This window comes from Blautia luti, from assembly GCF_033096465.1.
Taxonomy (GTDB): domain Bacteria; phylum Bacillota; class Clostridia; order Lachnospirales; family Lachnospiraceae; genus Blautia_A; species Blautia_A luti.
In genome coordinates this window covers 1941993-1955659 of sequence record NZ_AP028156.1, presented here as the reverse complement: position 1 = coordinate 1955659, position 13667 = coordinate 1941993, and the positions used below count along the sequence as shown (strand labels likewise).

The 13667-nt window shown below is 41.1% G+C and carries 10 protein-coding genes; 6 read left to right on the top strand and 4 right to left on the bottom strand.

Features of this window, described 5'->3' with window-relative positions:
- The first annotated feature begins 141 nt into the window (after positions 1–141).
- The 3 genes from R8695_RS09255 (at position 142) to eno (ending at position 2143) form a co-directional block, all read left to right on the top strand.
- The gene (locus R8695_RS09255) at positions 142–354 is read left to right on the top strand and encodes a sporulation initiation factor Spo0A C-terminal domain-containing protein (RefSeq protein ID WP_118512076.1); all 213 of its coding nucleotides are present in this window, start codon (positions 142–144) and stop codon (positions 352–354) included.
- A gap of 7 nt (positions 355–361) precedes the next feature.
- Positions 362–637, top strand: a complete 276-nt coding sequence (locus R8695_RS09250; RefSeq protein WP_243139520.1) for a hypothetical protein — start codon at positions 362–364, stop codon at positions 635–637.
- Positions 638–838: 201 nt separating this feature from the next.
- Positions 839–2143 carry a phosphopyruvate hydratase gene (eno, locus tag R8695_RS09245; protein WP_167829762.1) on the top strand — a complete coding sequence of 435 codons (1305 nt, stop codon included), beginning with the start codon at positions 839–841 and terminating at the stop codon, positions 2141–2143.
- A 63-nt stretch (positions 2144–2206) separates the two neighbouring features.
- On the opposite strand, the gene R8695_RS09240 is transcribed toward eno, so the two are convergent.
- Both R8695_RS09240 and R8695_RS09235 read right to left on the bottom strand, forming a co-directional pair.
- Positions 2207–4069: a serine hydrolase domain-containing protein gene (locus R8695_RS09240; protein ID WP_154780339.1), complete on the bottom strand. Its 1863-nt coding sequence runs from the start codon at positions 4067–4069 to the stop codon at positions 2207–2209.
- Between the two features lie 102 nt (positions 4070–4171).
- The gene (locus tag R8695_RS09235; RefSeq protein ID WP_118512082.1) at positions 4172–5551 is read right to left on the bottom strand and encodes a citrate/2-methylcitrate synthase; all 1380 of its coding nucleotides are present in this window, start codon (positions 5549–5551) and stop codon (positions 4172–4174) included.
- A 326-nt stretch (positions 5552–5877) separates the two neighbouring features.
- On the opposite strand from R8695_RS09235, the gene R8695_RS09230 reads away from it, so the two are divergent.
- Entirely contained in the window at positions 5878–6357 is a 480-nt protein-coding gene (locus R8695_RS09230) for an acyl-CoA thioesterase (protein WP_118512084.1), read from the top strand.
- A 336-nt stretch (positions 6358–6693) separates the two neighbouring features.
- On the opposite strand, the gene R8695_RS09225 is transcribed toward R8695_RS09230, so the two are convergent.
- Together R8695_RS09225 and R8695_RS09220 are read right to left on the bottom strand one after the other, a co-directional pair.
- Entirely contained in the window at positions 6694–8175 is a 1482-nt protein-coding gene (locus R8695_RS09225; protein WP_154780340.1) for a helix-turn-helix domain-containing protein, read from the bottom strand.
- 209 nt (positions 8176–8384) lie between these two features.
- The gene (locus tag R8695_RS09220) at positions 8385–8897 is read right to left on the bottom strand and encodes a hypothetical protein (RefSeq protein WP_118512088.1); all 513 of its coding nucleotides are present in this window, start codon (positions 8895–8897) and stop codon (positions 8385–8387) included.
- 178 nt (positions 8898–9075) lie between these two features.
- On the opposite strand from R8695_RS09220, the gene R8695_RS09215 reads away from it, so the two are divergent.
- Positions 9076–11625 carry a beta-mannosidase gene (locus tag R8695_RS09215; protein ID WP_154780341.1) on the top strand — a complete coding sequence of 850 codons (2550 nt, stop codon included), beginning with the start codon at positions 9076–9078 and terminating at the stop codon, positions 11623–11625.
- Positions 11626–11866: 241 nt separating this feature from the next.
- On the top strand, positions 11867–13597 hold the full coding sequence (locus tag R8695_RS09210; protein ID WP_154780342.1) for an alpha-amylase family glycosyl hydrolase: 1731 nt from the start codon (positions 11867–11869) through the stop codon (positions 13595–13597).
- The last annotated feature ends 70 nt before the right edge of the window (positions 13598–13667 follow it).

Here is a 13667-nt window from a genome sequence, read left to right as displayed (position 1 = left end):
GAAATCGAAGGGCATTAAGCTCTTCTTTTTTTATTCTTTTTTATGGATTCGTTTGTGAAAAAATCTTTTTTCATAGTGATAATCATGATATAATAGTTCTAAAGAACTATAATTAATTCTTTAAAACCAGAGGGCGGGTAAATGAGAGAAAAAAATATTTATGAGAAAATTGCAGAAAAGTACAATACGACACCAGAAGAGGTGCGTCGGGAAATGCAGATAGCGATTGATGCTGGATTTGATAATCCAGATCCGGCTGTACAGGCAGAATGGAAGAAGGTAAATCTTAAAGGAGACAGACCTACACCGGAAGAAGTAATCAATTACGCAGTAAAACAATTAAAAGGAAATTAATGAAAATATGAAGAAAAAGATAATTGCAGTGATCTCAGGAGCAGTCATCTTAATAATTGCTGCAGGAAGTATTTATGGGAAACCTGAATCAAGTCATAAGGAAGGTGAACCGGATGTGGTAGGAACATTTTCCGTAAATCGAGATGAAAATATTACCGTGGTTGCTAACCGGGGACATATCGAGGATATAAAAGCAATCCTTTCTTATTCTGAAATACTTTCTCAATATCACCCTAATTTTCCTCTTGCATTTTCGCAAAAGTTAGAATATACTAACCAATAGAGTTAGATATAATAAACTCTCGCGTGAATAAAATCATTTGAACTCCATTCGAAGACCTGCTGAATTCTTCGGAATACTGGATCAGATCTGTACTTGCTGAAATCACGGTTTTGCTGAAAACCGTATCGCAGATATGTTCCACTTGGTACATCAAAGCTACGATGTGCCAGGAGTCCAAATGCAAAACCAGAAAGGGGATTTATCATGTACTTAGAAATTGAGAAAGTAATTGGAAGAGAAATTCTGGATTCCAGAGGAAACCCGACAGTAGAAGCAGAAGTATATCTGATGGATGGCACTGTTGCAAGAGGAACTGCTCCAAGCGGTGCATCTACAGGAGAATTCGAAGCTCTGGAATTAAGAGATGGAGATAAAGCTCGTTACCTTGGAAAAGGTGTGCAGAAAGCAGTAGAGAACATCAACACAACAATCAACGAAGCAATCGAAGGTCTTGATGCAGGCGATATCTATGCAGTAGATGCAGCTATGATTGCAGCAGACGGAACAAAAGACAAATCCAAACTTGGAGCAAATGCAATCCTTGCAGTATCTATCGCATGCTGCAGAGCAGCGGCAGCTTCTCTTGAAATTCCGCTGTATCGTTTCCTTGGCGGAGTATCCGGAAATCGTCTCCCTGTACCAATGATGAACATCGTAAACGGCGGATGCCATGCATTATCATCTGGTCTGGATGTACAGGAATTTATGATCATGCCAGTTGGGGCACCTTCCTTTAAAGAATGCTTAAGATGGTGTGCAGAAGTATTCCATGCACTTGCTTCTATCCTGAAAGAACGCGGACTTGCTACATCAGTAGGTGATGAGGGTGGTTTCGCACCTGCGCTGAAATCTGATGAAGAAGCAATCGAAACAATCCTTGAAGCCGTTAAGAAAGCCGGATATGAACCAGGCAAAGACTTCAAGATCGCTATGGACGCAGCTTCCTCCGAATGGAAGAGCGAAAAAGGCAAAGGATACTACAAACTTCCAAAAGCAGGAACAGAGTATACATCCGAAGAGCTTATCGAACACTGGGCTAAATTATGTGAGAAATATCCGATCATCTCCATTGAAGACGGTCTGGATGAAGAAGACTGGGAAGGATGGCAGAAACTCACTGCAAGACTTGGCGACAAAGTACAACTTGTTGGTGATGACCTGTTTGTTACAAATACAGAAAGACTTGCAAAAGGTATCAGCCTTGGCGCAGGGAATGCGATCCTCATCAAATTAAACCAGATCGGTTCCGTATCCGAAACACTGGAAGCAATCAAGATGGCTCACAAAGCAGGCTACACAGCAATCTCTTCACACCGTTCCGGTGAGACAGCGGATACAACAATCGCTGACCTTGCAGTAGCACTGAACACCTGCCAGATCAAGACAGGTGCACCAAGCAGATCCGAACGTGTTGCGAAGTACAACCAGCTCCTTCGCATTGAAGAAGAACTGGGCACAAGTGCTGTATATCCTGGAATGAAAGCATTCAACGTAAAACAGGACTAAGAGATATCCCTTACTTCCATACATAAATAAGCCATAAAAAATGAAAATGCATTTCCCATCTGATTATTCAGTGGGAAATGCATTTTTTTCCTCCAATTTTCCCTGTACAACCGGCTCAATCGTCTGTTCCATAAGTCTGTGCAGCAATTCTGTTGTGATATTATTATCCCCCAGAAGAGAATGATACAGAAAATTTCCGGACAGTTCTTCTGTAATGGAACTAAGTCCCTCCAGGATCATTTTCCTGCCCGGCGTTTCGTTCCATCTGATCTCAATTTCACTATCTTCATGGAAGAAAATATGTGCTTTTCGTTTTACACATTCTTCAATAAAAGTAATTTCCAGTTTTAACACAGGAATATGATTTTCATCCTTTGTAAATTCTCCCAGAGTCGCTACAAGATAATGCTCCCCATGCAGGTCAACACACCCATTCTCAGCTTTACGGAATCCAACAGGAAGTTTATGGGTCACCTCGCCCTCAGTAAAAGAAACATAGAAAATTCCTGCTTCATATGCGAAAGAAACTTTTGAAATTCCATCTGTCATATTATTATGGAACACCTGAACAAACAGTGGTGCAATACCAATGTGCTGTTGTTCCATAACGTAAGTTCTGCCGTTTACCGCCTGCATAAAACTATGATAGCCGGATGGGAAAACAGCTGGTCTGAAAATACGACAGCTATATTTATTTCCAGGATTTTTTATTCTGGAAACAGCGTTTCTTTTCCAGCCTCTGTGCATAAAAGAGGCTCTGGATTCAGAAAGCATCTGATTCATGTTTTCTCCATTTTCCAGTTCTCCGCATAACCGTTTCAGAAGACCATAGGAGAGTGGATTTGCAGGTAAAACCTCAGCCGGATGATAATCTGCCGGGAAATATTTGCGGATAATGTTCAGCATAATACAGTCCTGAAACAGTTCTTTATTTCCCGCATTGGTAACAAGAACCATGTCGATATCTGGGTAAATCATAACATTCTGTCCCAGCATTCCGTTATATTCGAAACTTCCCGGACGCTGTTCCATCCAAATCTGATAACCGTATCCATAGGTATCATTCTGTGTTTTCTGATGTCTTGCGGTGGATATTTCCACCCAGTATTCAGATACCAGCTGCTGATCTTTCCAGTTTCCTTTCTGCAGATAAAGCTGACCCAGCTTTGCCATATCTTCTGCACAGATAAATAATCCCCATCCACCCTTCGTAATTCCTTTCGGACAGGTCTCCCAGTAGTATTTCGTGATGCCAAGTGGCTCAAACAGCCTTGGTGTCAGATACTCTGTCAAAGTTTCTCCTGTGCGTTTCGTTACAATTGCAGACAGCACATACGTATTCAGACTATTGTACTGAAATTCAGTCCCCGGTTTCCCATTTACCGGGGAATTCAGGAAACTTTCAAGCCAGTCATTTCCGGATACGATACCTGACTCATTAAAGGTTACACCGCTTGTCATAGTCAGCAGATTTTCTACTGTAACAACGGGACGGAAGATTTTTGACAGAACATTTACGTGTTCTGAAAAAATATCATAGATATTTTCATCAAGCTTTAATTTTCCCTCTTCAACCAGCATACCAATTGCCATACCTGTGATACTTTTACACATGGAATGTGTGACATGCCACATTCCCTTCGGATAAGGAGCAAAGTTACATTCACAGATCACCTTACCGTGACGCAGTGCCATAAAGTGATGCATTTCTGTATCCTTCGAAGCATCCAACTCCCGCAGAAGTGCAGCAAAGAGATCTGAAGAAATCCCCTGGCTCTCCGGTGTTGCGCGTTCAAATGCCTGCTCATAAGGTGCATCAAATGGAAAATCCGGCTTCTGTGGAAAATAATCTGTCCGTGTACCACCAGTTTTTCCAAGGATCATATTCAAAACCAGTTCTGCAACTGCAATCTGTTCTTTCGCCATAAAATCCCTCCTTTTGTAACTCTGAATTTCATGTATAGTATGTATATTATAAAGAAAACCGACTACGGAATCAACCGCAGCCGGTAATATTTTACAGATATTTTATCTTTCATCAAATGCAATGAAATCTGTATGATGTCCCACATATTTGTAAGCAGGACGGATGATCTTATTGGCATTGATCAGTTCTTCCAGACGGTGGGCACTCCAGCCAGGCATACGTGCAATGGCGAAGATCGGTGTAAATAATTCTTCTGGAATATCAAGCATGCTGTATACAAATCCACTGTAGAAGTCCACGTTTGCACAGACATTCTTGAACAGTTTTCTATGTTCCATGATCAGCTTACCGGCAATGCCTTCCACTCTGTCATAGAGTTCGAATTCCTTTGTCATTCCTTTTTCCTCAGCCAGTGCCTGAGCGAAACGCTTCAGGATCACTTCACGGGGATCGGAAAGTGTATAAACTGCATGTCCCATACCATAGATCAGTCCGGCATGGTCAAATGCTTCTTTATTCAGGACTTTCTGGAGATAATCGATAATTTCATCTTCATTATCCCAATGTTCTACATGTGCCTTCAGATCAGCGAACATATTCTGGACTTTCAGGTTCGCACCACCATGACGTGGTCCCTTCAGAGATCCGATAGATGCTGCAGTAGAAGAGTAGGTATCCGTACCTGAAGAAGTTACCACATGCGTAGTGAAAGTGGAGTTGTTACCACCACCATGCTCAGCATGAAGAATCAGCGCGATATCCAGAACTTTCGCTTCCAGTTCTGTATATTTCCCATCCGAACGGAGCATAAGAAGAATGTTCTCTGCAAGAGAAAGTCCCCTTTGTGGATTGCGGATAAATAAAGTATCATCTTTACGGAAATGACGGTATGCATGATAGGAATATACGGCAATTTCAGGAAGCTTTGCGATCAGTTCCAGAGACTGGCGCAGTACATTCTCAGGAGAAATATCCTCCGGGTTATCGTCATATGTATAAAGGGCGAGAACACAGCGCTGCATGGCGTTCATAATGTTTGCATTGGTACCTTTCATAACAACATCACGAACAAAGCGGCCACCCAGATCTTCCATATCGAACATCACATCCAGAAATCTGGCGAGTTCATCTTTGTCAGGAAGTTTGCCAAAGATCAGAAGATAAATCGTTTCTTCGAAGCCAAAACGTCTGCCTTTCAGACCACTGACAATGTCCTCTACATTGATTCCCTGATAGTATAAACGTCCATCAGCCGGAATCTGTCTTCCGTTGATCAGGTTGTAGCCATTAACATCAGAAATCTCTGTAAGACCTGTCAGGACACCTTTACCTGCGGAATCACGCAGACCTCTTTTTACATCATATTCTACATACAAATTTGGATTGATATGATGATTTTTGAGCAGTTCCTGTTCAAAGAATCTCATTCTTTCACGAAGCTGTTTGGAGTCTTCCAGACTCATCATTTCATGTTTTTCCATAATATCTTTCCTCATTTCCCCATTATTTATGTAAGTATATCTGCTAAAAAACACTGATACAGGAAAAGATGAGCAGCATCTCTGCAATCAGTGTTTTGGTATGGCGAACATTTGTGTTTTTACCTATTTAATGATTGTACAGGAAAGCAACGGGAAAGGCAAGCTAAAGATTGTACTTTTTTCTGTACAATCAAAGTGGTAACACTTTAAAATTATACAGAGACAGTGAGAAATACAAGGAATATTTTTCTGTAATTATAACATAAAACCAGGAAATATGATATAATAGGCAACAGTAATTGCAGGAAAAAAGGAGTGCGAAAGAAATGTCAGAAAGAAAAATGAAACGTGTTGAGGACTCATTGACGGAACAGTCTCATTTATTAATGCCCAAATGCCTGAATGCTGCAGGCTATTTATTCGGAGGCCAGCTGCTGGCCTGGATCGATGAAACAGCAGGGATCGTTGCCAAACGTCATGCAGAAATGAATGTTGTGACAGTAGCTGTTGACAATATGTATTTTAAAGCCGGTGCCAAAGTAAACGACACGATCGTTTTGATCGGCCGCCTTACTCACGTAGGACGTTCCTCCATGGAAGTCCGCATTGATACTTACTGCGAAGCTCTCGATGGAACCAGAACCATGATCAACCGTGCCTATTTCACAATGGTGGGAACAGATGAAAACCAGCATCCTGTAGAAGTTCCGGGACTTATCATTGAGGGAGTCACACAGCAGATTGAGAACGAGTCTGCCCAGAAACGTGCGAAACTCTGGAAAGTCCGCAGACATGAAGGGTTCTGATCTGTTTGCGAAATATCAGATGTTCAAGTGGATATTCGCAATCCGCTTCGATACGTGCTTGATTTGGTTAAATTATCGCATATACTGTTTTTTATATTTTGAATGTACAGAGTATAAATGACAGCATCAGAGCTGAAGACATCCAGGCAACCGGAATGGAACTTCCGGAAGAAGTCAATGCAAATAAAAAACTCTGCGAAGTTCTCGAGAAAATCCGTGGAACAGCAGCCTGGGCGAGATCAAAGTACCATCCATAGCAGTCCGGAGAACTGCAAGACGCATCATGGACGGTTCCGTTTATATCCGTAAGTAAATGCCTGCAAAAATACCCTTCTGTCATTCTGACAGAGAGGTATTTTTTAGTTCATCAATCAGTATCTGTACAAATTCCGCCGTCTCTTCGCCTGTATACAATGTATTGTCATCCAGACTGGACAGATAGTCCATAAAAGTAGTAAGAATACTGGATTCATTAATTACCAGACAGATGGTACGATTATGTATATTGTTAAACAGCAGGTAGCCGAAATTTTTATTTACACACAGATGAAGATTATCTGAAAGCTGATTTAAAGGATTTTTCAACAGACGATAATTTCCATTCTGACAACAGGGAAGGATCCGTTCCATCAGATGGATTCTCTCTTTTACAGTAAGAGGTCTGTAAAAACAGTCCGGAATTTCCTTGATACGTCCCTGTCTGGCGAATTCAGCCAATCCCCTCTTGGTAAAATATACATGAGCAAGACCATTTTCCATTTTGGTCTGATTCGCATTCAGAAGTGCTGTCATCTGTTCGATTGCCATGTCTCTGTCGGGAAATTCCGGTATAATTGCTCCATTCAGAATCTGCCTGTCCACAAATGGCACCATACATGCCTCCGGCTGAAGTACATAACTTGGTGTTTCACTGTAAACAGGACTGCTGAAATCATTTCCATCCATAGACAGATATTCTGTAGCGCAAAATAATGGATGACATTTATCCTGATACGAATCATACAAACTCCAGAGCATAGAAACCACCGCTGGATTTCTGTGAAGGATTCCCATTGTATAATCTGAATTACAGGTAATAGCATATTCTGAAGATAATATCATACAGGAAAGACCATTCATACTGTAATAGTGGGCAAATATGTCCTCATAAAAAAAATATGGATGATAATCCATGTTTGAGAAATACAGTGGCAGGATTTTATTCAGATACAACAGATTATAGATTTCATGATTATCTGACATCTGATTCGTCTTACTCATACAAAATATATGCTCGATTTTTAAATTTCCATTGGGTTTCAGGCTGGAAAGCATATTCAGCAAAAAATCATAATCCGGCTGTAATAACAGAGCAATTTTTCCAGAAGATTTCTGTATTTCCAAAGAAACCATATAATACAGAAGATGATTTAATTCCAGATGAGTGGAAACTGCAATACAGTCAGATGTATTTATCATATCTATATTATAGTCATCGTCAGCCTTCATTTTCTTTAAAACATCCAGAAACAATACTGGTTTTGCGGAAAAGGTTTTGGGAAAATCCACCAGATAATTCTCTGTATACTTCCGCTTATAATAAAGGTCCCTGCCTATCTTTGAAATAGTATAGGCCTCTTTGAATTTTTGATATTCCGCAGGAGTCAGATGGAGAAATTCAGCTATTTTCTGAAATACTGCTTCTGATGTGGGATTGCGTTTTCCATTAATGATTTTATACATGGTCGAACGGTCAAGATTACAATATTCCAGGAGAGCATATACTTTGATTTCTTTTTCTTCGATATAGGAACTGAGCAGATCGGAAAATTCTGACATAGCTTTTATACACCTCTATTACTTTGTTTTCATTATCTGTATCATAACATTTTTTACCCAAAGAGGAAAGTCTGATCATAACACTATTTTGTATTAAATCAAGCACGTCAGAAAGGCCATCTTTTTTATATCATAGGAATTTTCTATGGAATAAAATATCCCGGGTAAGACTGTAAAAAGCCTGTACCCGGGGTAAACTGTTCTTTTAATTATTCCATCTGTTCTGCATCATCTGTATTATCTTCCCAGGAGGTATCATCCTGGCTGTTATCACTGCTGTCATCCAGTGACGGATCTTCTGTATAATTTCCATCAGAGTCGTCTGTAGGATATGTTACCTGATCGGAACTGTTTCCGTCATCGGGATTCTCGTAATCAATCTGGTCATCCGAAGTGTCCGGCTGCGTATCATCATATCCGGAATTATCATCATCGCTGTTATCCGTACTATCCTGATCACTGTTATCAGCAGAAGTATCACTGTTATCGTCACTGTAATCAGTATTGTAATCATAATTACTGTCCTGTGTATAGATGGGGAAATCTTCCTCCTGTGCCTCGGCCTGCGCCTGCGCCTCAGCAGCTGTCTCCGGAGCCTCTGTAAAGGTTGTTACGCCTTTTGAAACACTACTGTCCTTCGGGGCAACTACAGAAACTGCTATCATAGCACCACAAAGGAGAATGGCTGTTCCTGCTATCTGTAATTCGTCTATATATTTCATATCTCATCTCTCCTGTTAATCATATTCCAGACAAATTATAAGCTTGTATCTGATAATCTTTGTAAAATTAATTTTCTATCATAATAACATAATCTGAGAAAATATGACACCTGCATTGCGAAAAAAACTTTCTGGTGGTAAAATAAATGTCAGTGACATTCAAAGGAGGAACGACATTTTGAAAACCATAAAGTTGAACGGAATCTGGGAACTAAGCGAAGGAAACGATCATTCCCTCTGCCAGGTTCAGGTACCCGGAACTGTATTGTCCGGACTGCTGAACGCAGGTAAAATTGAGGATCCATTTTACCGAACTAATGAAGAGCAGACCAGAAAATTATTCTGGAAAGATTATGTATTTGAACGCAGCTTTTCTGTGGAGGCAGATCTGCTCACGGAAGATCAGATTCTGTTGATCTGTGAAGGTCTGGATACTCTTACAGATATCTACATTAATGATCATCTTATAGCAGCTACAGATAACATGCACCGTACATGGAAATTTCCTGTAAAAGAGTATCTGAAAGAGGGCGAAAACCAGATTCGTATCATATTTCACTCTGTTCTCCAGTATATTGAAAACTATACTTATGCAGAACACAAGGAAATACATTATGTGCCCTGCGGTGGAATGAAAGGCAATCAGCTCCTGCGAAAAGCACATTCCATGTTCGGGTGGGACTGGGGTCCACAGACCATTGATGCAGGAATTTTCCGTGATATTTATCTGGAAGGATTCAGCCACCCACGTATGGAAGACATCATATTCCATCAGAAACATCAGGACGGCAAAGTTACTGTAACAGCAGAGATACAGCTTAGCAAAAAGAATATTTCCCTCAACAACTGCTGCGATCATACAGTTTCCAATACTGTCAGTCCGGACTATAAATATGAAAACTATACCGTAAATATTGAAATCAGCGGTCCGGACTATACCCGGAATCAGACACTGACAGCAGGCCAGAACGGTAGAGTAACTTTCACATTTGATATTGAAAATCCACATTTATGGTGGCCTAACGGATACGGCAAACAGCCTCTTTATAATGTAACCGTAACACTCCGAAGCAACACTGATAACATCCTGGAAACAGTCAACAGACGAATCGGTCTGCGCACTTTAACCATAAGTCAGGAGAAAGATCAGTGGGGCAGTGAGTTCGCATTCTGCGTCAACGGTCTGAAAATTTTTACAAGAGGCGGAAACTATATTCCGGAAGACTGTCTGTACACCAGAATTTCCCATGAAACCCAGAAATATCTGCTGGAATCCTGCAAAAGAGCCAACTTTAACTGCGTCCGTGTGTGGGGCGGTGGCTATTATCCATCCGATCATTTCTATGATCTCTGCGATGAAATGGGGCTTATCGTATGGCAGGATCTGATGTATGCCTGCAATGTATATGACGTAACAAAAGCATTCGGAGAAAGCTGCCGACAGGAGACTCTGGATAACGTAAAACGTCTCCGTCATCATGCAAGCCTGGGCTTATGGTGTGGAAATAATGAGATTGAATCTGCCTGGAATCACTGGCAGGATTTCCAGACAGAGACCCCTTATCTCCGCGCAGATTACGTAAAATTATTCGAAGATATCCTTCCGGATGCAGTGAAAGAAACAGATCAGGATACTTTCTACTGGCCGTCTTCCCCGTCATCAGGAGGTTGCTTTGACAACCCGGATGATGAAAACAGAGGTGACACCCATTACTGGGATGTATGGCATGGACAGAAACCATTCACAGACTATCAGAAATACCATTTCCGTTTCTGTTCAGAATTCGGTTTTCAGTCATTCCCATGCATGAAAACAGTAAAAAGCTATACAGAAGAAAAAGATCGAAACATTTTCTCCAGAGTAATGGAAAGCCATCAGAAAAATGACGCTGCAAACGGTAAAATCCTCTATTATTTATCCGAGAACTTCCAATATCCGCATTCCCTGAACCACCTGCTGTATGTCAGCCAGATTCTTCAGGGAATGGCAATGAAATATGGTGTAGACCACTGGAGACGAAACAGAGGCCGCTGCATGGGAACCCTTTACTGGCAGGTAAATGACAACTGGCCGGTAGCTTCCTGGTCAAGTATTGATTACTTTGGACGCTGGAAAGCACTGCATTATATGGCAAAGAAATTCTATGCACCGCTGGCAGTGAGCATGAGAAAAGATGGAGAAATTTTCAGAGCATATCTGGAAAACGAAACTGCTCAGACTCAGGAATGGACCGCCACAATTTCTGTCAAAAACATGAAATGTGAAATCCTTGATTCCGTACAGGCAGCCGGATCAACTACGCCTTTCAAAGCTGAAGAAATCATCCAGATTGATGTATCAAACTGGAAAAAACAGGAAGATTATGTATTTGTAGAAACTGTATTGAAGCTTTCTGACGGTACAGTTCTCACAGACACAGAAACACTGGTTCCATACAAATATGTGGAGCTCGAAACTCCTGAGATCAATATAGATGTAGAAGAGCAGAAAGATACCTATTTACTCAAAATAAAAGCAAACTGCTTTGTACCATTCCTGTCTCTGGACTTCAAAGATGCTGATGTAACACTCGAAGATAATTTCTTCCATATTACAGATACTGAAGAAAAAGTAATCCGTGCAGACAAAAAAGACATCCGGAATGGTTCATTTAAAAATGCTCAGAATATGAAAAACAGACTGGAAATTCTTACATTGATTCCTGTAAAGGACGGCGTTCGCAATTAAGGCAGTGGACTTACCTGATTTGGTTAAATATTGCATAAAACAGCCGTCATACTATAACAGCATTTTGTATAGTATAGCGGTTGTTTTTCGTTAATATGTCAATATGCTCCTGAAAAAGTCAGAAAAATCGAAAAAAACTGGATTCTGTCCGAAAAATCTGTTATTATAAAGACTGCATGAATATAATCAGGGTGCCAAAAACTCCCTGAAATTATAAATTTTTCAAACAGAGGTGTCATTTATGAGCTGGTATAACGAGGCAATTTTCTATCACATCTATCCACTGGGCTTAACCGGTGCACCGAAACACAATGACTACAGTGCTCCAGTTTCCCGTCTGAACACATTACTTCCATGGATTGACCACATCAAAGAAATCGGATGTACAGCATTATACATTGGACCTTTATTCGAGAGTGTGGGACATGGTTACGAAACTACTGATTACAAGAAGCTGGATTCCCGTCTTGGAACGAACGAAGATCTCAAAAACTTCGTAGAGGCATGTCATGAAAAAGGAATCAAAGTTATTTTCGACGGCGTATTTAACCATACAGGTCGTGATTTCTTCGCATTCAAAGACATTCAGCAGAACCGTGAACATTCCAGATATCTCAACTGGTACTGTAATGTAAACTTCGGTGGAAACAATGAATACAACGACGGTTTCTCCTACGAAAACTGGGGTGGCTATAACCTCCTGGTAAAATTAAATCAAAGAAATCCGGAAGTACAGAATTACATCTGCGATGTGATCCGTTTCTGGGTATCCGAATTTGATGTAGATGGAATCCGCCTTGACGCAGCAGACGTTCTTGATTTCGATTTCATGCGTGCCCTGCGCCGTACAGCAGCAGAAGTAAAAGAAGATTTCTGGCTTATGGGCGAGGTCATCCACGGAGATTACAGCCGCTGGGTAAACGGAGAAACTCTTCACAGCGTAACAAACTACGCACTGCACAAAGCACTCTACAGTGGACACAATGATCATAACTATTTCGAGATCGCCCATACTGTAAAATATCTCCAGAATATGGGAAACCTGGATCTCTACAACTTTGTGGACAACCATGACGTAGAACGTATTTATACCAAGCTTTCCAATAAAGCACTTTTTGCACCTGTCCATGTATTACTCTATACACTTCCAGGTATACCAAGCATCTATTATGGTTCCGAATTCGGCATCGAGGGAAAGAAAGAGAAATTCTCAGACGACAGTCTCAGACCTGCGTTGAACCTCGAAGATTATGCAGATGCTGTACAGAAGAATCCATGCACTGCACTGATCGCAGCCCTTGGAAAAGTAAGACAGCATACACCTGCGTTAAGCTACGGAAGCTATGCAGAACTCCAGCTTACCAACCGCCAGTTCGCATTTGCCCGTGACCTTGATGGAGTTCGCGTGATCGTTACTGTAAATAATGATGACAACGCAGCAGGCATGAACCTCCCGGCAGGAAACTGCGCAGAATACATCGGAACCTTAACAGGTCAGAAAGTATCCGTCCAGGGTGGCTGCATCAATGTAACAGTAGCTGCCAACAGCGGAGAAATCTGGGTTCCTGCAGGCGAAATGCCGGAATATACACCTATAAAAACAGAAATTCCAACTAAAACTGCAAAAGCAGAAGAAAAAATAGCAGAGCCAGTTTCCATCCAGTCGGAAACTCCTGTACAGGATGTAAATCTCGCAGCTGCAGAAACCGCAACAGCGAAAGCTGAAGAACAGCAGCCGGAAAAAACAGCTGAAAACCATACTTCTGAGGCAGCCGCAGTTCCTGAAGAACCAGTTAAGACAGTAACAGTAGATCCAAATAAATCTCCGGAAGACATGACTGTAGAAGAATTACAGCAGGCTATCCTTGCCAAAATGGCAAATAATGGTCCTGTTACAGACCAGATGAAGAAAACCGTATATGACAACATCTGGCATGATTCTCTGGTAAACTGGTTTAAGAGCTTCCGCTGATCAGATATCGTAAAATAACTCAACAAAACATATGATTTTATTCCCTTAGTTCAAAAGAGACTGCAGCCGA